Genomic DNA, 23,657 nt, shown 5'->3' with positions numbered 1-23,657 from the left:
AGCTGGCGTAAGTGTAAGCAAATCTATCAGTGTTGCTTGCAGTGATGTAGCCGTTAGAATCGGCATGCTTTGTTGCTTATGGGGAACAATAATGGGGCTCGATGATGCCTTGATCTTCACTCGCGTGGTGGAGTGCCACAGTTTTACCCAGGCGGCGCAGATCCTGGGCATGCAGAAGTCCACGGTCAGCCGGCGCATCGCCCTGCTCGAGGAGCGCCTCGGTGTACGCCTGCTTAATCGCACCACACGCAAGCTGCGCCTGACCGAAGTGGGGCAGGCCTACTACGAGCGTTGCCGGCAGATCATGCTTGACTTCGCCGAGGCCGAGCAGGCGGTGATGCAGCTGCAGCAGGAGCCGTCTGGGCTGCTGCGGATCACCGCGCCCATCGAGTTTGGCCAGCTGTTCCTCGGGGGGGTGCTGGGGCAGTTCATGCGCCAATATCCACAGATCAGCGCGGAAGTGGAGCTGACATCGCGCGATGTCGACCCGGTCGAGGAGGGCGTCGATATCGCCATCCAGGTCGGCCAGCCGCATGACTCCACCTTGATTGCGCGCAAGCTGTTCGAGAGTGGTCGGCGCCTGTGCGCCAGCCCGGATTATCTGGCGCAGCACGGTACGCCGCAGAGCATCGATGAGCTGTGTGGGCATCGGGCCATCCTCTTGCCGCAGGATTCGCCACGCTACTGGCCGCTGCTCGGTGAGCACATTGCCTGTCAGCGCGTGCTGTCGTGCAACAACATCACTCTTGCCCGCGAAGCCGCCGTGGCGGGTGCCGGGATCGCCGGTTTGCCGCTGATGATTTCCGAAGAGGCGGTGCAGAGTGGCCGTCTCATCGAATTGTTGCCGGATGCCCGTCTGCCCGTTGGCGAGTTGTATGCGATCTATCCCTCGCGACGCTTCCAGGCGATGAAGGTCAAGACTTTCCTCGATTTCCTTATGGCCAGCTTGCCGCATACCGGTCTGCTGGAGCCGCCAGGGGCCGGCCTGTTAACATCGCACCCCTGATTCAGTCCTTCCGTTTCGCTTTTTTGTTCGAGACCCGCCATGACCAAAGTCCGCACCCGTATTGCGCCGTCGCCCACCGGTGATCCGCACGTCGGTACCGCCTACATCGCCCTGTTCAACCTGTGCTTCGCCCGCCAGCACGGCGGCGAGTTCATCCTGCGCATCGAGGACACCGACCAGCTGCGTTCGACCCGCGAGTCCGAACAGCAAATTTTCGACGCCTTGCGCTGGCTGGGCATCGAGTGGAACGAAGGCCCGGATGTCGGCGGCCCGCACGGCCCGTACCGGCAGAGCGAGCGCGGCGCGATCTACAAGAAGTACTCGGACGAGCTAGTCAGCAAGGGCCATGCCTTCCCGTGCTTCTGCTCCGCCGAGCGCCTGGATCAGGTGCGCGCCGAGCAGATGGCGAAGAAGGAAACCCCGCGCTACGACGGTCACTGCATCCACCTCGCCCCCGACGTGGCGCAGCAGCGCATTGCCGCCGGCGAGTCCCATGTGGTGCGCATGAAGGTGCCGAGCGAAGGCGTCTGCGTGGTGCCGGACATGCTGCGTGGCGACGTGGAGATCCCGTGGGATCGCATGGACATGCAGGTGCTGATGAAGGCCGACGGCCTGCCCACCTACTTCCTGGCCAACGTGGTCGACGACCACCTGATGGAAATCAGCCACGTCCTGCGCGGCGAGGAGTGGCTGCCGTCGGCGCCCAAGCTGATCAAGCTGTACGAGTACTTCGGCTGGGAGCAGCCCAAGCTGTGCTACATGCCGCTGCTGCGCAACCCGGACAAGTCCAAGCTGTCCAAGCGCAAGAATCCCACCTGCATCACCTTCTACGAGCGCATGGGCTACATGCCCGAGGCGCTGCTCAACTACCTGGGGCGCATGGGCTGGTCGATGCCGGACGAGCGCGAGAAGTTCTCCCTGGCCGAGATGATCGAGCACTTCGATCTGTCGCGCGTGTCCCTTGGCGGGCCGATCTTCGACGTGGAGAAGCTGTCCTGGCTCAATGGCCAGTGGCTGCGCGAGCTGCCGGTGGAAGACTTTGCCAAGCGCGTGCAGGACTGGGCGTTCAACTCCCAGTACCTGATGCAGATTGCCCCGCACGTGCAAGGGCGGGTGGAAACCTTCGGCGATATCGCGCCGCTGGCTAGCTTCTTCTTCAGCGGTGGCGTGCAACTGGACGCCAAGCTGCTGGAGCACAAGAAGCTTTCTCCGGATCAGGTGCGCCAGGCCCTGCAGCTGCTGCTGTGGGAGCTGGAAGCCCTGCGTCAGTGGGACAAGGAGAAGATCACCGCGAGCATTCAGTTCGTCTGCGAGGGCCTCGGCCTCAAGCTGCGCGACCTGATGCCGCTGATCTTCCCGGCCATCACCGGCAAGGCCAGCTCGGTGTCGGTGCTGGACGCCATGGAGATCCTCGGCGCCGACCTGTCGCGCTTCCGCCTGCGTCAGGCCATCGAGCTGCTGGGTGGCGTCAGCAACGGTGAAAGCAAGGAGTGGAAGAAGCTGCTGGAAAGCTTTCGCTGAGCGGGATCGAGGGTAAGTGGCTGTTCTGTCGGCAAAAAAGTTTAAGGCCGAGAGAGAAATTGTGTTGACAGCCAGGGCCCTCGAACCTAATATGCGCCCCGTCGTTAAGACGGGGCTATAGCTCAGCTGGGAGAGCGCTTGCATGGCATGCAAGAGGTCAACGGTTCGATCCCGTTTAGCTCCACCAAATTGCCACCGAACGAATTCCAGCCGTTCGAGTGAATGAAGGTTTTGTCCCCTTCGTCTAGTGGCCTAGGACACCGCCCTTTCACGGCGGTAACAGGGGTTCGAGTCCCCTAGGGGACGCCATTCAACGCAGTGCTTGCACTGCACGTCGAGAGACGCAAAATCTGGGGCTATAGCTCAGCTGGGAGAGCGCTTGCATGGCATGCAAGAGGTCGACGGTTCGATCCCGTCTAGCTCCACCAAACACTGACAGGCCAGCCTAAGGGCTGGCCTTGTTCTTCGAAGGTTTTGTCCCCTTCGTCTAGTGGCCTAGGACACCGCCCTTTCACGGCGGTAACAGGGGTTCGAGTCCCCTAGGGGACGCCATTTTTCTTCCGCGTTTTGCGGGCTTGAAGGGTCATTCTTAGGAATGGCCCTTTTGTTTTTCTGCCTGCGAAAAATCTCTTCTCCCTTGAAAACCCTCCCGACCAGCGGTCGCGTTTGGCGCTTGCGCAAATTTATTATGAGCATAATATTTCAACCATAATATTTTTGGAGGCAGCCATGAGCGACAAGAAGGCCCAGACCCGCGAACGCATCCTTGCCGCCGCCACTGCCGCGCTGATCCAGCGTGGTCCGGCGGAGCCCAGTGTGGGCGAGGTAATGGGGGCGGCGGGGCTGACGGTGGGTGGTTTCTACGCGCACTTCGAGAGCAAGGATGCGCTGATGCTGGAAGCCTTCCGCCAGTTGCTCGGCCGTCGCCGCAGCCTGCTCAAACAACTGGATAACGATCTCCCGGCCCAGGAACGCCGCGCACTGGTGGCGGCCTTCTACCTGTCGCGCAAGCACCGTGACAGCCAGGACGATGGCTGCCCGCTGCCCAGCTCGCTGGGTGAGCTGACGCGCCTGCCGGAGAGCTTTCGCGCCAGCCTGGCCGAGCATATCGAGCTGATGGTTGCCGAAATGGCCGGCAGTCCCGATGAGGCCGACAAGGCGCTGGCCGATCTGGCGCTGATGGTCGGCGGCCTGGCGATTGCGCGGGCGCTGGGGGAAGGGGAGTTGTCTGACCGAGTTCTACGGGCCGCCAAGTCGGCGGTCATTTGACGAAGCGCCCGACATCATCGGGCTTGAGAGTGAGGAGAAGCGAAATGAGCAGCCTGAGCTGGGTTCGTGGCTTCAACGCCACTGTGGGTCGTTTGGCGCCTGAACTGGTTGCCAGCAAGATGCACCGAGCGTTCCTCACCCCGCGCGACTTGCCGCCGCGCGACTGGGAGTTGCCGTTACTGGCTTCCGCCGAGCGCATCACCTTGCGCTTCGGTCTATCGGCCCTGCGCTGGGGGCAAGGGCCGGCGGTGCTGTTGATGCATGGTTGGGAAGGGCGGCCGACTCAGTTCGCCCACCTGATCCAGGCGCTGGTACGCGCCGGCTATGGCGTGGTGGCGCTGGATGCGCCGGCCCATGGTCGCTCGCCCGGGCATGAGGCCAACGTGGTGCTGTTCGCCCGTGCCTTGCTGGAGGCTGCCAGCGAGCTGCCGCCGCTGAAGGCGGTGATCGGCCACTCCATGGGCGGTGCCAGTGCCATGCTGGCCACTCAACTGGGACTGCGCACCGAAGCCCTGGTGACCATCTCGGCGCCGGCGCGAATCATCGGCGCCCTGCGTCGCTTTGCCCACTTCGTCGGGCTGCCCAAGCAGGCGCGGGCGCAGTTCGTACGGATGGTCGAGACCAGTGCCGGCATGCCGGCGGCGCAACTGGATGCGGCGCGCTACCAGTTGGACTTCCCCGGTCTGGTGGTGCATGCCGCCGATGACCAGATGGTGCCCAGTACTGAAGCACAGAGCATTCATGCCGCCTGGTCCGGTAGCCGCCTGCTGCATTTGTCCAGTGGTGGTCACAGCAAGTTGCTGGCCGACCCGCAGCTGGCCGAGGCGGTGCTGGAGCTGCTCGGCAGCGCCGATCTGTCCGCCGCGGCTTCGCGTCGTGCTGTCACTGGTGTGGGGCATCGGCCGGCACTGGCTTCTTGAGTGTTGCCAAACCTGACGGCGGGCCCTGTCCGTCGTCAGGTCGCGCTGCTTGGGCCTATGGCCAACTTGGCGCATGATGGCGGCCTGTCCGTAGCCTTGCAGCGCAGCATGAAACCAGCCGTTTTTCTCGAATTTGCCGACCGTCAGCGTTGTGTCGAGCAGTTGGCCAGCGATCTGGCGCAGGTGCTGAATCAGACTCTGGCCCAGCAGGCACGTGCCGGCTTGTTGTTGCCGGGTGGCAGTAGTCCGCAGGTGCTGTTGCCGCAATTGGCCGCGCAGGCGCTGGACTGGGCACGTATCGACCTGTCGCCGACCGATGAACGCTGGGTGGCGAGCGATGATCCGCACAGCAACTACCGCCTGCTGCATGCCGCCTTGCCCCAGGCGAATTGCCTAGATCCGCGCCAGGGCGATAGCCCGCAACGGGCGGCCAGCCAATGGCAGGCGCAGTTGACGCCCTGGCTGCCGTTTGCCGCGGTGTTGCTGGGCATGGGCGAGGATGGCCATTTCGCCTCGCTGTTTCCGGGCATGACCGGGTTGACAGCGGCCCTCGATGAAACGGCTGAGCCGGCCGCGTTGCCGGCGCTGGCCCCGGTCGAGCCGTGCCAGCGTCTGTCACTTAATCTGAGCCTGCTCTGTCAGGCAGGCTGGCTGGGCCTGTTGGCTTTCGGCACAACCAAGCGCAGCTTGATCGAAGCCGCGCTGGCCGGTACCACGCAATTGCCGGTGCAGGCGCTGTTAGGCAATGGTCACGTGCCCGTGAATATCTATTGGGCGCCCTGAGCCTCCACTGGTCACGAGCGAAAATGGCTCTGGCGTGGGAACCCCCGAGCAGGGGCTAAGCCGTTACACTCTGGCTTATCAGCGTGAAAACGGATGCCGTGATGCTCAACCCCGTTGTCGAACAGGTCACCGCCGCCCTGGAACAGCGTTCCACTATGCGCCGTGCGCGCTACCTGGCGCGCCTGGACGAGGCTCTGCAGCGCCCGCCGCGCCAGGCCCTGAGTTGCTCCAACCTGGCCCATGCCCTGGCCGCGCAGGACAGCGATGCGCGGCTGATCATGAAGCAGGGCGGTTCGGCGCATATCGCCATCGTCTCCAGCTACAACGACCTGCTCTCCGCCCATGCGCCGCTGCGCGACTATCCCGAGCGCCTCAAACAGGCCCTGGCCCGGCAGGGCGCCACCGCGCAGTTCGCCGCCGGGGTGCCGGCCATGTGCGACGGCATCACCCAGGGCGAGGCGGGCATGCAGCTGTCGCTGTTCTCCCGCGACCTGATCGCCCAGGCCACGGCCATCGGCCTGTGCCACGGCATCTTCGACGGCGCTCTGTATCTGGGGGTGTGCGACAAGATTGTTCCGGGCCTGCTGATCGGCGCCCTGCAGTTCGGCCATCTACCGGCCGTGTTCGTCCCGGCCGGGCCCATGCACTCCGGGCTAGCCAACAAGGACAAGGCCGCCGTGCGCCAGCGCTATGTGCGCGGCGAGGTTAGCCGCGACGAATTGCTGAGCGCCGAACTGGCTGCCTATCACGAGGCCGGCACCTGCACCTTCTATGGCACGGCCAACACCAACCAGCTGCTGATGGAGGCCATGGGCCTGCATGTGCCGGGCAGCGCCTTCGTCCACCCCTATACGCCGCTGCGCGATGCGCTCAACGACGAGGCGGCACGCCTGGTCGCGCGCAACAGTGCCAGGGGCGAGCGCTTCCTGCCCGTCGGCCGGCAGATCGATGCGCGGGCGCTGGTCAATGCGGTGATTGCCCTGCTGGCCAGCGGCGGTTCGACCAACCACGGCCTGCACCTGCCGGCGATTGCTCGGGCCGCCGGTTACGAGCTGACCTGGGAAGACTTCGCCGCGCTGTCCAGGGTGGTGCCGTTGCTGGCGCGGGTCTACCCGAATGGCGCAGCCGACGTGAACCAGTTCCAGGCTGCCGGTGGGCCGGCCTGGATCATCCGCGAGCTGCTCGCGGCCGGGCTGATGCATGGCGATGTGGCCACCGCGGCCGGTGACAGCCTGGCCGACTATGCCCGCGAGCCCTGGCTGGATCAGGGTCGCCTGGCCTGGCGCGAATTGCCGGCGCAGAGCCCGGCACTGGATATCGTCCGTCCCGTGGCCGAACCGTTCAGTCGCGAGGGGGGCTTCAGCCTGCTCGCAGGCAATCTCGGGTGCGCCATGCTCAAGACTTCGGCGGTCGAGCCTTCCCATTGGCGGGTGCGCGCACCGGCACGGGTGTTCGATAGCGAAGCCGCGGTGCAGGCCGCCTACCAGGCCGGCGATCTGACCGGCGACCTGGTGCTGGTGGTGCGCTTCCAGGGGCCACGGGCCAATGGCATGCCCGAACTGCACAAGCTGATGCCGCTGCTGGCCAACCTGCAGGCGGCTGGGCAGCGGGTGGCGCTGGTCACCGATGGGCGCCTGTCCGGCGCCTCGGGGCAGGTGCCGGCGGCGCTGCATGTCACGCCCGAGGCGGCGGCCGGCGGCGCCCTGGCGCGCCTGCAGGACGGCGATCTGCTCGAAGTGGATGCACCGGCCGGTGTGCTGCGCGTCGAGTTGTCGCCGTCACAACTGGCAGCGCGCCCGCTGGCCGAGGTGCCGCCTGGGCTGGCGGCCGGTTTTGGCCTGGAACTGTTCGCCAGCCAGCGCCGCCTGGTCGGCCCGGCAGACCGGGGCGCAAGTATTTTCGATGAAGGGGACTGACATGAACCTGACAATGGACAAGGTGCTGCAGCAGGCACGCCCGGTATTGCCGGTGCTGGTGATCGAGGATGTCGAGCTGGCGGTGGATTTGGCGCGCGCGCTGCACGCCGGCGGCATCAGCGTGCTGGAAGTGACCCTGCGCACCCCGCGTGCCCTGGATGCCCTGGCGGCGATCCGCCAGGCCCTGCCGGAGTTGCTGGTGGGCGCGGGCACGGTGATCCATGCCGAGCAGTTCCAGGAAGCCCGCGATGCCGGCGCGCAGTTCACCGTCAGCCCTGGCTGCACCGAGCGCCTGGCGGCAGCGGCGGAAGATTCCGGCCTGCCGTACCTGCCGGCGGTGATGACCCCGTCCGAAGTGCTGCTGGCGCTGGAATACGGTTATCGCTCGCTCAAGCTGTTCCCGGCCAATGGCGCGGCCAGCGTGAAGATGCTGAAAAGCTTCAAGGGGCCGTTCACCGGCATCCGTTTCTGCCCCACTGGCGGCATCACCGTGGACAACCTGCTGAGCTTCCTGCGCCTGCCCAACGTGGCCTGCGTCGGTGGCACCTGGATCGCCCCGGACAACCTGATCCGCGCCCGCGCCTGGGACCAGATCACGCTGCTGGCCAGCGAAGCCTGCGCCCTGGCCGCCAGCGTGGAGAGCAAGGCATGAGCTGGGATCTGCCAAACCCTTTCGTCATCGACCTGCAGGTGCTGGCCGAGGACATCGATGGCCTCGGCCACGCCAACAACGCGGTCTACGTCAGCTGGCTGGAACGCTGCGCCTGGCGCCACTCGCAGAGCCTGGGCCTGGACCTGAGCGAGTATCGTCGCCTGGACCGCGCCATGGCCGTGTTGCGCCACGAGATCGATTACCTGGCCAGCGCCTACGAAGGCGAAGAGCTGCAGATGGCCACCTGGATCGTCGAGTCCGACCAGCGCCTGAAGATGACCCGACACTTCCAGCTGTGGCGCCCGGCCGATGCCAGCACCCTGCTGCGCGCGCAGACCACCTTCGTCTGCATCGAGCTGTCCAGCGGCAAGCCCAAGCGCATGCCGGTGGAATTTGTCGAAGGCTATGGCCGGGCGTTGTTGGAGCCTGCTGCGCTGCCGCTGTAAGCCAAGCTGCTCAGTCCAGCTTCAGATGCCGGCTGAGCAGGGCGCGCAGGGCGGCCGGTTTGACCGGCTTGGCCAGGTAGTCGAGGCCTGCGGCATGCACGGCGGCGATCAGTTCCGGGCGGCCGTCGGCACTGATCACCACCCCCGGCAGCGGTTCGCCCAGGCGGGTGCGTAGCCAGGCCATTAATTCGGTGCCGGTATCGCCCTCATCCAGGTGGTAGTCGACCAGCGCCAGCTGCGGGCGCACATCCTCGTCCAGCAGGTGCTCGCACTCCAGGCGATTGCGCGCCGTCCACACCTGGCAGCCCCAGCGTGACAGCAGGCTGTGCATGCCGGTGAGGATGCTGTCCTCGTTGTCGATGCACAGCACCTGGGCGCCGCCGAGGGCTTTGCCGTTGAGCTCGCCGAGCGCCTGCACTGGACCGCTGGCGGGCAGGGCGAGGGCGGTGCTGGCCAGCGGCACGCTGACGCTGAACACGCTGCCCTTGCCCGGCCAGGAGCGTACTTCCAGGCGATGGCCAAGCACCCGGCACAGACCGTCGGCAATCGCCAGGCCCAGGCCCAGGCCTTTCTCGGCACGGGTCTGGTGACTGTCCAGGCGCTTGAATTCCTCGAAGATCACCTTGCGCTTGTCCTCGGGAATGCCGGGGCCGCGGTCCCAGACTTCCAGGCGCAGGTTCTGCCCCTCGCGGCGCACACCGAGCAGCACATGGCCCTTGGCATAGCGGAAGGCGTTGGTCAGGAAGTTCTGCAGCACCCGGCGCAACAGGCGCGGGTCGCTTTCGATGCGCAGTTTGCTCGGGCACAGGCGGAAGTCCACGCCCTGTTCCTGGGCCAGTACCTTGAACTCGGTGCCCAGTGCATCGAACAGCTGACTCAGTGGAAAGGCGCTGAGGTAGGGGGTGATGCGGCCGTTTTCCAGGCGCGAGATATCCAGCAGGTCGCTGATCAGGTCTTCCGCCGAACGCAGCGAGCTGTCCAGGTGGCGCACCAGCTCCTGGGCATCGCGCGGCAGAATTTCCTGCTGGTGGGAGAGGGCGGCGGAGAACAACCGGGCGGCGTTCAGCGGCTGCATCAGGTCGTGGCTGACCGCGGCGAGGAAGCGAGTCTTCGACTGGTTGGCAGCCTCGGCCACGCCTTTGGCTTCGGTGAGCGCCTGGTTGAGCCGGGAGAGTTCCTGGGTGCGCGTCGCCACGCGTTGCTCCAGGCCTTCATTGGCTTCCTTGAGCGCCTGTTCGGCTTCGCGGAATTCGGTGATGTCGGTGAAACTCATGACGAAGCCGCCGCCGGGCATGGGGTTGCCGATCAGCTCGATGACCCGGCCGTTGGGGAACAGTCGTTCCGAGGTGTGCTGCTTGCCTTGGCGCATCCAGTACAGGCGCTTGGCCACATGTTCGTCGACCTCGCCCGGGCCGCACAGGCCGCGTTCGGCGTTGAAGCGGATGATCTCGGCAATCGGCCGACCAATGCTGATCAGCCCTTCCGGGTAGTCGAACAGCTCCAGGTAACGATGGTTCCAGGCCACCAGGCGCAGGGACTGGTCGACCACGCTGATGCCCTGGGTGATGTTCTCGATCGCGCCCTGCAGCAATGCGCGGTTGAACTGCAGCACTTCCGAGGCTTCGTCGACGATGCGCACCACATCCTCGACCTGCATCTCCCGCCCTTCGATGGCCGCACGCACCACGGCGCGGGTCGAGGAGGCGCCGAGCACGCCGGCGAGCAGGCGTTCGGTGTGGGCGATCCATTCGCTGTCGGCGTTCTGCGTGGGGTTGAACGGCTTACTCTGGGTGTAGGCGAAGCGCAGGAAGCTCTGCCGTGCGCGTTCTTCACCGACGAAACGGGCGGCCAGTTCTTGCAGGTCGGCCACCTGCACCGCCAGCAGGTTGCGTGAGCCGGCCCTGGCACTCAGTTCCTGGCCGATGAAACGCCCAGCCTGCCAGTGCTCGGAAACCCGCGTGCGCGAGAACCAGGAAACGCCGCCGAACAGCAGCCAGTTGCCGGCCAGGGACAGCACCACGCCGCGGGTCAGCGGGTCGATGTCGAAGCCGACCGGGTAATACAGCAGCTCCGGCAGCAGCGGGAAGCTGTCCAGCGACCAGCGCAGGCCGCCGGCCACCAAGGGCAGGACCAGGGTGTAGAACCACAGGGCGCAACCGGCAGCGAGGCCGGCGAACACGCCGCGGCGGTTGGCCTGTTTCCACACCAGGGCGCCAAACATGGCCGGTATCAATTGGCCGATGGCGGCGAATGACAGCTGACCGATGGTGGCCAGGCTGGCGTTGGTACCGAGCAGGCGGTAGCAGACATAGGCCAGCAGCAGGATGATCAGGATGCTCAGGCGCCGCGCGCTGAGCATCCAGTGGCGGAAGGCCTCGAACGGCCGCTCGGTGTTCTGCCGGCGCAGCAACACCGGCAGCAGCATGTCGTTGGAGATCATGGTCGACAGCGCCACCGAGGCGACGATGACCATGCCGGTGGCCGCCGAGGCGCCGCCGATAAAGGCCAGCAGGGCCAGGGCCGGATGCGCCTCGGCCAGCGGCAGGCTGATGACGAAGGAGTCCGGCTGCACGCCGGCCGGCAGCAGCAACTGGCCGGCCAGGGCGATAGGGATGACGAACAGCGCAGCCAGCAGCAGATAGGCCGGGAACACCCAACGCGCTAGGCGCAGGTCCTTGGGTTCTATGTTTTCCACCACGGTGACATGGAACTGGCGTGGCAGGCAGACGATGGCGGCCATGGCCAGGCCGGTCTGCACCAGCATCGCCGGCCAGTTCACCGTTTCCGCCCAGAACGCCTGCAGCTCGGGGGCCTGGATCGCCTGGCGGGACAGGTCGGCGAAGCCATCGAACAGACCCCAGGTGACGAACACACCCACGGCCATGAAGGCCAGCAGCTTGACCAGCGACTCGAAGGCGATCGCCATGACCATGCCACGGTGGTGCTCGGTGACATCCAGGTTGCGCGTGCCGAACAGCACGGTGAACAGGGCGAGAATCAGTGACACGATCAGTGCCGTGTCCTGGCCGCGGGTCGGGCTGGGGGTGGCGCCGATCAGCAGGTTGACGCCAAGCACGATGCCTTTCAGCTGCAGGGCGATATAGGGCAGCACGCCGACCAGGCAGATCAGCGCCACCACCACCGCCAGGCTCTGGGATTTACCGTATCTGGCGGCGATAAAGTCGGCGATCGAGGTGATGTTCTCCTGCTTGCTGATCATCACCATCTTCTGCAGCACCCAGGGCGCGAACAGCAGGACGATGATCGGCCCCAGGTAGATCGGCAAGAACGACCACAACTGGCCGGCGGCCTGGCCGACCGCGCCGAAGAAGGTCCAGCTGGTGCAGTACACCGCCAGCGACAGGCTGTAGACCCAGGCCCGCACGCGCGGCGACAGTGGCGTGCGGCGGCGGTCGCCATAGAAGGCGATGGCGAACAGGATGGCCATGTAGACCAGAGCGACCAGGGCGATCAATCCGCCGGACAACGACATGCAGACTCCACGGGGACAAGGGCGCGCCAGCGCTCCGGGTAGTCTGTAGTCTCGCATGGGTTCTGCCGTCCGTCAGGCAGACGATGGTCGCAAGCGCCTTGAGCCGCCGCCGGAGCCCTGTTAGCGTTGCCGGCCGTGGAGTTTTCTGGAGCCTGGCGATGTTCGAGCCACTACCCACCGTTTTGCAGCAGGGAGCGCTGCGCCTGGACCCGCTGAGCGAGGCCGATCTGCCTGGCCTGCTGGAGTTGGCCGAGGCCAATCGCGAGTCGCAACAATTCATGAACGGCACCACCCGCCCGGACTGGTACCGCAACGCCCTGGCCGAGCACAAGGCCGCGCAGGCCGTGGTGTTTGCCATCCGCCTGGCTGGCGAGCTGGTCGGCACCACGCGCTTCTTCGACTTCAATCCGGCCCTGCCGGCCGCCGAGATCGGTTCCACCTGGCTGGATGCGCGTCAGCACGGCAGCGGGCTGAACAGCATGATCAAGTACCTGATGCTGCGCCATGCCTTCGAGGACTGGGGCCTGGTGCGCGTCCAATTGAAGACCGCCGCGAGCAACCTGCGCTCGCAACGCGCCATCGAGAAGCTCGGTGCGGTGCGTGAAGGCCTGCTGCGCAATCACCGCCGCCTGGCCGACGGCCGCCTCGACGACACGGTGATGTTCAGCATCACCGACAGCGAGTGGCCGCAGGTCAAGCAGCAGCTGGAAGCGCGCTTCGGCGCCTGATCAGCGATGGCGGCCAAGCGCGAGCAGACCCGTTTCTGGCAGGCCGAAGCCCTGGCCGGGGTCGAATTGCTGCATGCGCGCTATATCGAGCAGCGCTTCGCCCCGCATGTGCATGAAGGCTTCGTCTTCACCGTGATCGAGCACGGCGCCCAGCGTTTTCGCCATCGTGGCAGCGATCATCTGGCGCCGGTCGGCAGCATGGTGCTGATCAATCCGGACGAGTTGCACACCGGCTCCAAGGCTCACGAGGAAGGCTGGCGTTACCGCGCGTTCTACCCGGACAACGCCCAGGTCAGCGGGGTGCTGGCTGAGCTGGGCCTGGCCAGTGGCGGCATGCCGTCGTTTGCCAGCAGCGTGCTGCAGGACCCGCAGCTGCATCGGCTGTTTGGCGAGCTGCACCTGTTGCTGGAGAGCGGCGCCGACACCCTTCAGCAGCAGACCGCCTGGCGCGAGGCGATTCTGTTGCTGTTTCAGCGTCACGCGCGGCTTCCCCAGGCTGCGCCGCCCGGTCGCGAGCCGCAGGCAGTGGCGCGGGCCAAGGAACTGCTCGGCAGCCAGCTGGCCGAACCGCCGTCGCTGGAGCAACTGGCGGCGGCCGTCAACCTGTCACCGTTCCACTTCGCCCGGGTGTTCCGCCGCGCCACCGGCTTGCCGCCGCATGCCTGGCTCAAGCAGCGGCGCCTGGAGCAGGCGCGCGCATTGCTGAAGAGCGGCTGCATGCCGCTGGCGGTGGCCATGCAGCTGGGCTTCGCCGACCAGAGCCATCTGACCCGGCAGTTCAAGCAGGTCTATGGGGTCGGCCCCGGCGAATACCGCAGCGCCTGCGCCGGCTGAGGCGTTTCCCTCTCGTAGTCATTTGCTCTGCGTGCTCTTGTAGGCGCGGCGCATTTGACCGATTGCGCAAGATTGTTCAAGACGATCTGTGGACGACCGGCTAGCCTCGCTCTCTCAAGGAGGTTCCATGTCCCGTCATCACGAATTCCTGCAGGGCGCCCGCGACATGCTGCCGATGCTGCTCGGCGCCATGCCGTTCGGCATCATCTTCGGCAGCCTGGCCAGCGCCGCCGGCCTCACCCCCTGGCAGACCATCGGCATGTCCGTGCTGGTGTTCGCCGGCTCGGCACAGTTCATCGCCCTCAGCCTGCTCGGCGGTGGCGCGACCCTGGCCGTGCTGCTGCTCACCACCCTGGTGGTCAATCTGCGCCATGCCCTGTATAGCGCCAGCCTGCAGCCCTTCGTCCGCCATCTGCCCAAGCGCTGGCGCATGCCGCTGGCCTTTTGGCTGACCGACGAGGCCTTCGCCGTGGTCCAGCATCGCTATGCCGAGACGGATAGCTCGCCGTACAAGCACTGGTATTTCCTCGGTGCGGCGCTGGCGATGTACCTGAACTGGCAGCTGTGCACCCTGATCGGCCTGGTGTTCGGCCAGGCCGTGCCGAACATCGCCGCCTGGGGGCTGGACTTCGCCATGCTCGCCACCTTCATCGGCATCGTCGTGCCGGTGCTGCGCAATCGCCCGCAGGTGGCGGCGGCATTGGTCGCCGGCGCCGTGGCCCTGGTCGGCCACGGGTTGCCCTACCAGCTCGGCCTGATGGCCGCGGCCGGCGCCGGGATTGTGGTCGGCGTGTTGCTCGAACGGCGTTACCGCCTGCTGCAGGATGAGGTGTTCTGATGGATAACTGGCTACTGATTCTCGGCATGCTGGCGATCACCTTCACCACCCGCTACAGCCTGTTCGCCTTCCCCGACTTGCGCTTCCCACCGCTGGTGCGCCAGGGTCTGCATTACGTGCCGACGGCGGTGCTCACTGCCATCGTCGTGCCCGGCATGCTGTTGCCCGATGGCCAGCATCTGGCCCTGAGCCTGGACAACGCCTATCTGTTGGCCGGGCTGGTGACCATCGGCGTCGCCGCACTGACGCGCAATCTGCTGGCGACTATCGGTGGCGGGTTGCTGGTGTTCTTCCTGCTGCGTTGGGCGTTGGGGCAATTGCCTATCTAGTCGCTGCGAGGCTTGCTATCTGCCGGTAGCCCGGACTTCAGTCCGGGGCGCCTCAGCCAGCCCCGGACTGAAGTCCGGGCTACGGTACTGAGGCCTGGGTTATGCCTTGGTGGAGTCGCATGGATGTGGCTCCCCGGCCAGTCTTGCAATCCAATAGGAGAGAGGTCACATTCCTCGCCAGCTCTTGGATTACTACTCGCAGGCGGCCCGCCGCCAGGTACATGGACGATGACCCAACACTCGCAATTCGCCCTGCTCGGCACCCGGCGCTTCCTGCCGTTCTTCATCACGCAGCTGCTTGGCGCCTTCAACGACAACGTGTTCAAGCAGGGGCTGATCTTCGTCATCCTGTTCAACATGGCGTTCTCGGACAAGACCGGCAACCTGCTGGTCAACTTCTGCCACATGCTGTTCATTCTGCCGTTCTTCCTGTTCTCCGCCCTCGGCGGACAGTTTGGCGAGAAGTTCGCCAAGGACGCGCTGATCCGGGTGATCAAGCTGGCCGAGATCGTCATCATGCTGGTCGGTGCCGCCGGTTTCTTTCTCAACAGCCTGCCGTTGCTGTTGCTCGCGCTGTTTGGCATGGGCACCCACTCGGCGCTGTTCGGCCCGGTGAAGTATTCGATCCTGCCGGCCACCCTGCGCGAGGAGGAGCTGGTCGGCGGCAACGCCCTGGTGGAGATGGGCACTTTCCTGGCCATCCTCGCCGGCACCATCGGCGCCGGGGTGATCATGTCCGGTAGTCATTCCGCCGGGCTGGTGTCGACTGCCATCGTGCTGGTCGCCTGTCTCGGCTACCTGGCCAGCCGCAACATCCCACGCTCCCATGCGGCGCTGCCGGAGCTGGTGCTGGACTGGAATATCTTCCGCCAGACCTGGGCCACCGTGCGTCTAGGCCTCGGCCAGCGGCCGGCGGTATCACGCTCGCTGCTCGGCAACTCCTGGTTCTGGTTTATCGGCTCGATCTACCTGGCGCAGATTCCGGCCTTCGCCAAGGACCTGCTGCATGGTGACAAGACCGTCATCACCCTGATTCTCACCGTGTTCTCGGTGGGCATCGCGCTGGGTTCGGTGCTCTGCGAGCGCCTGTCCGGGCGCAAGGTGGAGATCGGTCTGGTGCCGTTCGGCTCGATGGGCATGACGATCTTCGGCATCCTCCTGTGGTGGCACTCGGCAGGCTTCCCGACGGCGGCCGAGCCCTACACCTGGCTGACCCTGCTGGGGCAAGGCCAGGCCTGGTGGCTGCTGGCGGATATCCTTGGCATCGGCATCTTCGGCGGCTTCTACATCGTGCCGCTGTATGCGCTGATCCAGTCGCGCACCGTGGAAAACGAGCGGGCGCGGGTGATCGCCGCCAACAACATCCTCAACGCCCTGTTCATGGTGGTTTCGGCGCTGGTGGCGATGCTGTTGCTGAACGTCGCCGGGTTGTCGATCCCGCAGCTGTTCCTGGTGGTGTCGCTGATGAACATCGCGGTCAACGCCTACATCTTCAAGATCGTTCCCGAATTCACCATGCGCTTCCTTATCTGGCTGCTCAGCCACTCGATGTACCGGGTCAAGCACCAGGGGCTGGAGGCGATTCCGGACGAGGGCGCGGCGGTGCTGGTGTGCAACCACGTGTCCTTCGTCGATGCGCTGCTGATCGGCGGCGCGGTGCGCCGGCCGGTGCGCTTCGTCATGTACTACAAGATCTACCAGTTGCCGGTGCTCAACTTCATCTTCCGCACCGCCGGCACCGTGCCGATCGCCGGGCGCAGCGAAGACGAGAAAACCTACGAGCAGGCTTTCCAGCGCATCGCCCAGTACCTGGCGGATGGCGAGGTGGTGTGTATCTTCCCCGAGGGCAAGCTGACCACCAGCGGCGAGATCGACGAGTTCAAGGCCGGGGTGGAGCGCATCCTGGCCGCCAACCCGGTGCCGGTGATCCCCATGGCGCTGCAGGGCCTGTGGGGCAGCTTCTTCAGTCGCGCGCCGCACAAGGGCCTGTTCAGGCGCTTCTGGTCGCGCATCACTCTGGTCGCCGGGCAGCCGATGCCGGCCGATACCGGGCGCCTGGTGCTGCAAGAGCAGGTGGCGCAGTTGCGGGGTGACGTGCGCTAGGTTTCAGCGCCATGAAAAAGCCCGCCAATTGGCGGGCTTTTTTCTGTGTCTCAATGACTGAGCTTCAGCCCCAGCAAGCCGGCGACGATCAGCCCGACGCTGAGCAGGCGCAGCAGGGCCATCGACTCGCCGAACAGGATGACCCCGGCGATCACCGTGCCGACTGCACCGACTCCGGTCCAGATGGCGTAGGCGGTGCCCAGCGGCAACTCTTTCATCGCCAGACCGAGCAGGGCCAGGCTGGCGATCATCGCGCCAACGGTAAGCAGGGTAGGGAGGGGGCGGGTGAAGCCGTCGGTATATTTCAGGCCGACGGCCCAGCCTACTTCGAACAGACCGGCGAGCAACAGGATGAGCCAGGACATGGATTACTCCGCATTAAGAACCTGTCCACGATCTCCTGGCCGTCGGCCATACTGCGTTAAAAGCAGGCTCGGAATGCTCATTTACAGCTCGTAAACTCCGCTTCCTCGCCTGCTTTTGCCTTGTCTGGCTCTAGTCCAGAAGATCGTGAACAGGTTCTAAAACTATAAGTGCGGGCCGTCCCAGGTGATCACTCGCGAGGAGTGGCAAGGTCGTCCTTGCGCTGTGCGTTATTTTGCACATCGCCCTGCGCAGGGCAAGCTCGCGGGGACGAACGAGCCCTGGCAGGTGTTGCAGAAGTTGTCAGGTAGGTCAGATTCCCTCGGGCACCTCTTCGCCGCCGAGGGCTTCGAACAGTGCTGGCAGGAAGTTGCAGAAGGTCAGCATCATCAGGGTGAAGCTGGCATCCAGCTGGCCGAGATTGTCGTCGCCGCCATCCTGTGCAGCCTGGTCCTGCAGCAGGTCTTCGAAGCGCAGGCGCTTGACCACCAGCTTGTCGTCGAGCATGAACGACAGCTTGTCCTGCCAGGCCAGGGACAGCTGGGTAACCAGCTTACCGGTGGACAGGTGCAGCTGGATTTCCTCGCTGGTCAGGTCCTGGCGCTTGCAGCGCACCACGCCGCCATCTTCGGCGGTGTCGCGCAGTTCGCACTCGTCGAGGACGAAGAAGTCCGGCGCGGCTTGTTGCGACTTGACCCAGTCGGTCATGGTCGCGGTTGGCGCCATCTTCACCGACAGCGGGCGCACCGGCAGCGAACCCAGCACTTCACGCAGGGTCGAGAGCAGATCCTCGGCACGCTTGGCGCTGGCCGAGTCGACCAGGATCAGGCCGAGCTTGGGCGCGATGGCGGCGAAGGTGGCCGAGCGACGGACGAAGGCGCGCGGCAGGAAGGACAGGATGATCTCGTCCTTGAGCTGGTCGCGCTCCTTCTTGTAGACCTTGCGCATCTGTTCGGCTTCGATCTGGTCGACCTTTTCCTTCAGGGCGTCGCGCACCACGCTGCCCGGCAGGATGCGTTCTTCCTTGCGCGCGGCGACCAGCAGGAAGTCACCGCTGACGTGCACCAGTGGGGCGTCTTCGCCTTTGCCGAAGGGCGCGATGAAACCGTAGGTGGTCAGCTCCTGGCTGGCGCAGGAACGTGCCAGCTTGGTGGCCAGTGCAGCCTCCAGTGCCTCGGCATCGAAAGGCAGATCCTGGGTCAGGCGATAGACAAGCAGGTTGCGGAACCACATGGGGGTGACACTCCAATTGCGCAAAGCGCGCATTATTCTCTGCCGGGACCGATTGGCCAAGCTGTCGCTAAGCCTTTGGAACGCCTGCAAAATTTTTTAAAAAAAGAGCTTGCCAAGGTTCGGGGCGCTGTCTAGAATGCGGCCCACTTCGAGAGTGAAGGGTGATTAGCTCAGCCGGGAGAGCATCTGCCTTACAAGCAGAGGGTCGGCGGTTCGATCCCGTCATCACCCACCATCTCGCTCACGAGGTTACGCGCAGCGGTAGTTCAGTCGGTTAGAATACCGGCCTGTCACGCCGGGGGTCGCGGGTTCGAGTCCCGTCCGCTGCGCCATACATAAGCCTTGGTTAGACTGAAGACCAAGACTGGAAGAAACGACCGAAAGGTCGTTTTTTTTTGCCTGCGATTTACTGCAGCGGATATGGCAGCCACAGATAGTGCGGTTTTTCGCACAGGCTGAACTATTCCAGGCGCTGCGGTTCCTACTGCCGTAGCCAGTAATTGGCGCAGGCTGCTAAGCTCGCGCACTCACCGATAGCCTGCTTCAGGGCGCTCCAACAAGGATCAAGCATGAAACAACATCGTTTAGCCGCGGCAGTTGCCCTGGTAGGCCTGGTACTGGCCGGTTGCGATTCGCAGACCAGCGAAGTCGAACTGAAAACTCCGGCGCAGAAGGCTTCTTACGGCATCGGCCTGAACATGGGCAAGAGCCTGGCCCAGCAAGGTATCGACGACCTGGACCAGAAAGCCATCTCCGCCGGCATCGCCGACGCCCTGGGCAAGAAAGAGCAGCAGCTGAAGGACGAAGAGCTGGTTGAGGCCTTCACCTTCCTGCAGCAGCGTGCCGAACAGCGCATGCTGGCGCTGAACGAAGAGTCGGCCAAGGCCGGCAAGAAGTTCCTCGAAGAAAATGCCAAGAAAGAAGGCGTGGTCACCACCGCTTCCGGCCTGCAGTACGAAGTGCTGAAGAAAGCCGATGGCGCTCAGCCGAAGGCCACCGACGTGGTGACCGTTCACTACGAAGGCAAACTGACCGATGGCAGCGTGTTCGACAGCTCCGTCGAGCGCGGCAGCCCGATTGATCTGCCGGTCAACGGCGTGATCCCGGGTTGGGTCGAAGGCCTGCAACTGATGCACGTCGGCGAGAAGTACAAACTGTACATCCCGAGCGCGCTGGCCTATGGCGAGCAGAGCCCGAGCCCGGCCATTCCGGCCAACTCGGTGCTGGTATTCGAGCTGGAGCTGCTGGCGATCAAGGATCCCGCTGCTCAGCAGTAATACCTGCTGGTACACCCAACGCCCCGCCTAGTCGGGGCGTTGTTGTTTCTGTAGGTTACAGAAGAACGGTGGGCTGACTTGCTGGTCTGAAAGGAGGGGATGCGAGGTGCGGGTGTTACGGTTATGCACATTCGCCGAGTTACCCGTGCGGCGCTGACTGTTACGTTTTTCCTGAGCATTGCTCGGCTGCTAACTATATGATTTTTAATGACTTTATGCTCTGAACAAAAAGTGCCCGATCTGTACGTAGGCCGCATGGCGCGGGCGTTTGCCTGGTCTATCGGATAATTGTGCACAAGGTTATCCACAGCTTTGGTGGATAACCCTGACAAGCCCAGCAGGCATGCGGGTTGTGGAGAAAGACGATGAATGTTCCCGCTCATTTGAAGCGTTACTTGCAGGCGGCACAGGCGCTTCTTGCTCGCGGCAAGCTGCCCGGCATGTTGGCTGCGGTGCTGCAAAAGAGTGCCAGCAAGGGTGGTCGCCTGGGGGCTGTGCGCGAAGACCTGCAACTCCTGGTCGGCTTGTGCATGGCCTGGTGGCGGGGTGAGTACCGGGCTATCGGCACCCAGGCGTTCCTGAGTGTGGTGGCTGCCTTGCTGTATTTCCTCACCCCCCTGGATGCGCTGCCGGACTGGTTGCTGGGCATCGGTCTGCTGGACGATCTGGCAGTGCTGGCCTGGGTGCTGCGCACCTGGCGCGGCGAGCTGGACGCCTATCGCGCTTGGCGTGAGGTGCAGGCGCCCGCGCAGCTGTTGCTGATCGAACAAGTGCCGGCGCAGGAGCGTCTGCCGGAATGATCCTGGGCGGTTGAACAGCTTTTTGCCTGGCGTGTTGCGAAACACTTGTAACGGCGGGGCGCTATGGGTCACCCTCTGCCCATGGCCCAGTTGTTAAGATAGCGGCCTGCAAGGAGGGCGCCGGGTCAGTCGGCGCTGCAGTCCACGGAGAGTGTTGATGAGTGTGCAAGTGATCACGCGTGACGGTGAGGCCGAATATGCGGTGCTGCCCTGGGCCGAGTACCAGGCGTTGCTGCAGGCTGCCGGACGCACTGCGGCAGCCGCGCCGCAAGAGCCGCAGGGGAATGCCGTAGCCTTAAGTGAGCTGGTTGCCCTGCGTGAGGCGCAAGGCCTGTCGCAGGCCGATCTGGCCCGCGCGGTGGGTATCAGCCCGCACTACCTGAATCTGTTCGAGAGCGGTGAGCGCCAGCCCGATGGTGCGATCCTCCGTGCGCTGGGCCGTGTGCTCGGTGTGAGCGCCTGGGAGCAGGGTTCTTGAGCGTACGCATCCACCGCCAGCATTGGCAGGCCCTGCTCACCGAGCTTGAGGATGCCCGCCGCCAGCGGCATCTGCTGACCTACCGGGCACTGGTCGAGCGCCTGCAGCTGCCGACCCCGGCGATGCAGACCCTGACCGCCGCGCTGGAACATCTGGCGGCAATGGATGCCCGTGCCGAGCGCCCGTTGCGCAGTGCCCTGGTGATCAGTCAGGGTGCCAGCCGTTTGCCGCGCACCGGATTCTTCGAGTGCGTGAACCGCCTCGGGCGTTTCTCCGGGCCTTCCGATGGCATCGCCGCGGCATCCTGGCATGCGGCTGAAGTTGCCCGCGTCTTCGAGTTCAGTTATCCCGCCGAGGACGCCTGAGTGTTCTGGCGCCTGCGCGCCCGCCTGGGGTACCAGGTGGCGCGCCAGCTGTTCCATTGGCGCTGGCTGATGCAGCAGCCGCGAGCCTGGGCCTGGATGCAGGGCCAGTTCGCCCGCATGGCGGCGCAAGGCGATGTGTCGGCGCAGAGTTTCTACGGTCATCTTTTACTGTTTCGCGGCCAGGGTTTTGGCGCGCGCGAGGAAGGCCTGCGCCTGTTGCGTCTGGCGGCGACTGCCGGGGATGACAAGGCTGCCTATCAATTGGGCTTGATCAGCCTCAGCGGTAATACTCGCCAGGCTCCGGATGGCGCCGCAGCGGCGCGCTGGTGGACCCAGGCGGCGCAGGCTGGTCACCCGCTGGCAGCCCATCGACTGGCCCGGCTGTACCGCGAGGGTGCGCCGGGCCTAGAAGTGGATGCCACGCTGGCACAGCAGTTCGAGCAGCGCGCCAGCGAACTTGGCCTAGGCGGATAGGCTGTCCAGCACATGCAGGCTGTAGCCTGGAATCGCCTTGGCGTGGCGCTTGGCTTCCGACGCCAGGCTGGCCAATTGTCCGGCGTCCAGCTTGGCGCAGGCTGCGGACTGCAGTTGCACGACCCCCACGGACAAAGACAACAGCGGAAACTCCTCGCGCTGGCCCTGGCGGTTGTGAGCGACGAAGCAGCCAGCCTGTAGGTGTTCGTCGCGGTAGAAGCGCCGGCACTGGCCCTGGAAATCTTCCAGCAGCAGCTGGATGCGTTTGCGCCAGTCGGCTGAGCCGAGTACCAGCATGAAGTCATCGCCACCGATATGGCCGACGAAGTCGCGGCTCGGGTCGACCCGCTCGTTCAGGCACTGCGCCAGGCACAGCAGCACCTCGTCGCCCTTGGCATAGCCATAGAGGTCGTTGAACGGCTTGAAACTGTCGATATCCACGTAGCATACCGCCGCGTCGCGGCCCTGCTGTAGCAGGCGACTCAGGCATTGCTGAATCGGCACGTTGCCCGGTAACAGGGTCAGCGGATTGGCATGACGGGCCTGCTGGATCTTCACCTCGGTGATCAGCTTGAGCACGTCGATCACTCGTCCCAGGCCACGGTAACGGCCCTGCTGGGTGATGATGAAATCCTCTTCGATGCGTTGCCGGGCACGGCTGGTGAGCAGGCGGCTGACTTGTTGCAGTGACTGGCCGAGGTCGACGGCGAGAAAGTCCGTGCTCATCAGGCGGCTGATCGGCTTGCGCGCGAACAGGTCGGTGGCGAAGGGCTTGAGTAGGGCCTCGGACAAGGAGTGGCGATGGATGATGCCGACCGGTTGCTGTTGTTCGTCGAGCACGGCCAGCGAGTTGAGGTTGGCCTGGGCGCGGAAGGCCTCCAGCACCTCGGCGGTGGCTGTGCTGTGGCTGACCGCCTGCTGTTCATTGAGCAGGGCACCAAGATCGGTGCTCTCCTCGTGAATGCTAGTGACGCTGCTGTCCAGTTGCGGCAGCAGCTTGCGGGCGTCGCGCGGCGGTTGTTCCTGTGGCCGGCCGAGCAGATAGCCCTGCAGCAGGTCGACGCCCATTTCGCTGAGCACGGCCAGTTCTTCTGCCAGTTCGATGCCTTCGGCGATCACCTGGGCGCGTGAGGCCTTGGCCATCTTCAGGATGGAACCGACGAATTCGCGCTTCACCGCATCCTTGTGGATGCCGTCGATGAAGTGGCGGTCGATCTTCACGTAATCGGGGCGCAGCTCGGACCACAGGCGTAGGCTGGAATAGCCGGCGCCGAGGTCGTCGAGGGCGATGGAGAAGCCCATGGCACGGTAGTGGTGCAGGGCGGTGTCGAGCAGGCTGAAGTCGTCGATCGGCGCCTGTTCGGTCAGCTCGATCACTACTCGATCCGGGGTTATGCCGAATTCCTGCAGCAGCTTGAGGGTGCGCCCAGGCTGGTGGGTCGGTTCCAGCAGGGACTCTGGCGAGACGTTGAGGAACAGCTTGCCGTCCAGCTGCAGGTCACGGAAACGACGGCAGGCGCTGCGCCGGCTGGCCAGTTCCAGTTCGCTCAGGCGTCCGCAGTTGCGGGCCACGCTGAACAGGGCGATGGGCGAGTGCAGCGGGCTGTTGGACGGGCCGCGGGTCAGGGCTTCGTAGCCGAGGATACGGCGGTCGGCCAGGGCGATAATGGGCTGGAACAGGCTGTGCAGGTCGCCGTGAGCGAGGATCTGATCCAGCGCGCTCAACTGCTCGGTGACGGTCATGGCGGGTCTCGCAGGGCGGAAAAGAAAAGGGCCGGTATCGCTACCGGCCCCTTTATTTCACGACAGAACGATGACGCTTTGATGAC

General features: G+C 64.7%; 22 protein-coding genes and 6 tRNA genes. 24 read left to right on the top strand and 4 right to left on the bottom strand.

Annotated features, from left to right (window positions below):
* Positions 1-91: 91 nt before the first annotated feature.
* From LRS11_RS20125 to LRS11_RS20070, 12 genes are all read left to right on the top strand, one after another.
* On the top strand, positions 92-1,006 hold the full coding sequence (locus tag LRS11_RS20125) for a LysR family transcriptional regulator (protein WP_260494611.1): 915 nt from the start codon (positions 92-94) through the stop codon (positions 1,004-1,006).
* Positions 1,007-1,045: 39 nt separating this feature from the next.
* Positions 1,046-2,527, top strand: coding sequence for a glutamate--tRNA ligase (gene gltX / locus LRS11_RS20120; RefSeq protein WP_260494610.1), 1,482 nt, complete (start codon positions 1,046-1,048; stop codon positions 2,525-2,527).
* 111 nt (positions 2,528-2,638) lie between these two features.
* Positions 2,639-2,714: transfer RNA gene (locus LRS11_RS20115), tRNA-Ala, on the top strand.
* Positions 2,715-2,760: 46 nt separating this feature from the next.
* A tRNA-Glu gene (locus LRS11_RS20110) sits at positions 2,761-2,836 on the top strand.
* Between the two features lie 43 nt (positions 2,837-2,879).
* A tRNA-Ala gene (locus tag LRS11_RS20105) sits at positions 2,880-2,955 on the top strand.
* A 48-nt stretch (positions 2,956-3,003) separates the two neighbouring features.
* Positions 3,004-3,079, top strand: a tRNA-Glu gene (locus tag LRS11_RS20100).
* A gap of 177 nt (positions 3,080-3,256) precedes the next feature.
* Entirely contained in the window at positions 3,257-3,796 is a 540-nt protein-coding gene (locus LRS11_RS20095; protein WP_260494609.1) for a TetR/AcrR family transcriptional regulator, read from the top strand.
* A 44-nt stretch (positions 3,797-3,840) separates the two neighbouring features.
* Positions 3,841-4,716 carry an alpha/beta fold hydrolase gene (locus LRS11_RS20090; RefSeq protein ID WP_260494608.1) on the top strand — a complete coding sequence of 292 codons (876 nt, stop codon included), beginning with the start codon at positions 3,841-3,843 and terminating at the stop codon, positions 4,714-4,716.
* A gap of 108 nt (positions 4,717-4,824) precedes the next feature.
* The gene (gene pgl / locus LRS11_RS20085; protein ID WP_260494607.1) at positions 4,825-5,499 is read left to right on the top strand and encodes a 6-phosphogluconolactonase; all 675 of its coding nucleotides are present in this window, start codon (positions 4,825-4,827) and stop codon (positions 5,497-5,499) included.
* Positions 5,500-5,600: 101 nt separating this feature from the next.
* On the top strand, positions 5,601-7,415 hold the full coding sequence (edd, locus tag LRS11_RS20080; protein ID WP_260494606.1) for a phosphogluconate dehydratase: 1,815 nt from the start codon (positions 5,601-5,603) through the stop codon (positions 7,413-7,415).
* A 1-nt stretch (position 7,416) separates the two neighbouring features.
* On the top strand, positions 7,417-8,067 hold the full coding sequence (locus tag LRS11_RS20075) for a bifunctional 4-hydroxy-2-oxoglutarate aldolase/2-dehydro-3-deoxy-phosphogluconate aldolase (RefSeq protein WP_260494605.1): 651 nt from the start codon (positions 7,417-7,419) through the stop codon (positions 8,065-8,067).
* The gene (locus LRS11_RS20070) at positions 8,064-8,513 is read left to right on the top strand and encodes an acyl-CoA thioesterase (protein ID WP_260494604.1); all 450 of its coding nucleotides are present in this window, start codon (positions 8,064-8,066) and stop codon (positions 8,511-8,513) included. The genes LRS11_RS20075 and LRS11_RS20070 overlap by 4 nt, the downstream gene beginning before the upstream one ends.
* Positions 8,514-8,523: 10 nt before the next feature.
* On the opposite strand, the gene LRS11_RS20065 is transcribed toward LRS11_RS20070, so the two are convergent.
* Positions 8,524-12,006, bottom strand: coding sequence for a PAS domain-containing hybrid sensor histidine kinase/response regulator (locus LRS11_RS20065; protein ID WP_260494603.1), 3,483 nt, complete (start codon positions 12,004-12,006; stop codon positions 8,524-8,526).
* A 158-nt stretch (positions 12,007-12,164) separates the two neighbouring features.
* Here LRS11_RS20065 and LRS11_RS20060 point away from each other — a divergent pair, with 158 nt between their 5' ends.
* From LRS11_RS20060 to LRS11_RS20040, 5 genes are all read left to right on the top strand, one after another.
* The gene (locus tag LRS11_RS20060) at positions 12,165-12,734 is read left to right on the top strand and encodes a GNAT family N-acetyltransferase (protein ID WP_260494602.1); all 570 of its coding nucleotides are present in this window, start codon (positions 12,165-12,167) and stop codon (positions 12,732-12,734) included.
* 6 nt (positions 12,735-12,740) lie between these two features.
* Entirely contained in the window at positions 12,741-13,568 is an 828-nt protein-coding gene (locus LRS11_RS20055; protein WP_260494601.1) for an AraC family transcriptional regulator, read from the top strand.
* A gap of 127 nt (positions 13,569-13,695) precedes the next feature.
* The gene (locus tag LRS11_RS20050; protein WP_260494600.1) at positions 13,696-14,406 is read left to right on the top strand and encodes an AzlC family ABC transporter permease; all 711 of its coding nucleotides are present in this window, start codon (positions 13,696-13,698) and stop codon (positions 14,404-14,406) included.
* Complete coding sequence (locus LRS11_RS20045) at positions 14,406-14,735, top strand: AzlD domain-containing protein (RefSeq protein ID WP_260494599.1); 330 nt, start codon at positions 14,406-14,408, stop codon at positions 14,733-14,735. Before LRS11_RS20050 ends, LRS11_RS20045 begins: the two co-directional genes overlap by 1 nt.
* Before the next feature lie 228 nt (positions 14,736-14,963).
* Positions 14,964-16,838 (top strand): MFS transporter, encoded by a 1,875-nt coding sequence (locus tag LRS11_RS20040; RefSeq protein WP_260494598.1) that lies wholly within the window; start codon positions 14,964-14,966, stop codon positions 16,836-16,838.
* 50 nt (positions 16,839-16,888) lie between these two features.
* On the opposite strand, the gene sugE is transcribed toward LRS11_RS20040, so the two are convergent.
* Positions 16,889-17,203: a quaternary ammonium compound efflux SMR transporter SugE gene (sugE, locus tag LRS11_RS20035; protein WP_260494597.1), complete on the bottom strand. Its 315-nt coding sequence runs from the start codon at positions 17,201-17,203 to the stop codon at positions 16,889-16,891.
* Positions 17,204-17,513: 310 nt separating this feature from the next.
* Entirely contained in the window at positions 17,514-18,434 is a 921-nt protein-coding gene (gene rdgC / locus LRS11_RS20030) for a recombination-associated protein RdgC (RefSeq protein WP_260494596.1), read from the bottom strand.
* 159 nt (positions 18,435-18,593) lie between these two features.
* Here rdgC and LRS11_RS20025 point away from each other — a divergent pair.
* From LRS11_RS20025 to LRS11_RS19995, 7 genes are all read left to right on the top strand, one after another.
* A tRNA-Val gene (locus LRS11_RS20025) sits at positions 18,594-18,669 on the top strand.
* Between the two features lie 20 nt (positions 18,670-18,689).
* A tRNA-Asp gene (locus LRS11_RS20020) sits at positions 18,690-18,766 on the top strand.
* Positions 18,767-19,003: 237 nt separating this feature from the next.
* Entirely contained in the window at positions 19,004-19,711 is a 708-nt protein-coding gene (locus LRS11_RS20015; protein WP_260494595.1) for an FKBP-type peptidyl-prolyl cis-trans isomerase, read from the top strand.
* A 365-nt stretch (positions 19,712-20,076) separates the two neighbouring features.
* A complete protein-coding gene (locus tag LRS11_RS20010; protein WP_260494594.1) occupies positions 20,077-20,511 on the top strand; it encodes a YkvA family protein in 435 nt (144 codons plus the stop codon).
* Between the two features lie 157 nt (positions 20,512-20,668).
* Positions 20,669-20,989 (top strand): helix-turn-helix domain-containing protein, encoded by a 321-nt coding sequence (locus tag LRS11_RS20005; protein ID WP_260494593.1) that lies wholly within the window; start codon positions 20,669-20,671, stop codon positions 20,987-20,989.
* Positions 20,986-21,354 carry a hypothetical protein gene (locus LRS11_RS20000; protein WP_260494592.1) on the top strand — a complete coding sequence of 123 codons (369 nt, stop codon included), beginning with the start codon at positions 20,986-20,988 and terminating at the stop codon, positions 21,352-21,354. The genes LRS11_RS20005 and LRS11_RS20000 overlap by 4 nt, the downstream gene beginning before the upstream one ends.
* Positions 21,355-21,828: a tetratricopeptide repeat protein gene (locus tag LRS11_RS19995; protein WP_260494591.1), complete on the top strand. Its 474-nt coding sequence runs from the start codon at positions 21,355-21,357 to the stop codon at positions 21,826-21,828. It abuts the gene before it with no gap.
* Here the strand turns inward: LRS11_RS19995 and LRS11_RS19990 are convergent.
* On the bottom strand, positions 21,817-23,571 hold the full coding sequence (locus LRS11_RS19990; RefSeq protein WP_260494590.1) for a bifunctional diguanylate cyclase/phosphodiesterase: 1,755 nt from the start codon (positions 23,569-23,571) through the stop codon (positions 21,817-21,819). The two genes, LRS11_RS19995 and LRS11_RS19990, sit on opposite strands and share 12 nt — an antisense overlap.
* Positions 23,572-23,657 lie beyond the last annotated feature (86 nt).

It is taken from the genome of Pseudomonas sp. J452 (assembly GCF_024666525.1).
Lineage (GTDB): Bacteria > Pseudomonadota > Gammaproteobacteria > Pseudomonadales > Pseudomonadaceae > Aquipseudomonas.
The sequence above is the reverse complement of the archived record's forward strand: the minus strand, read 5'-3'. Positions and strand labels throughout refer to the sequence as shown.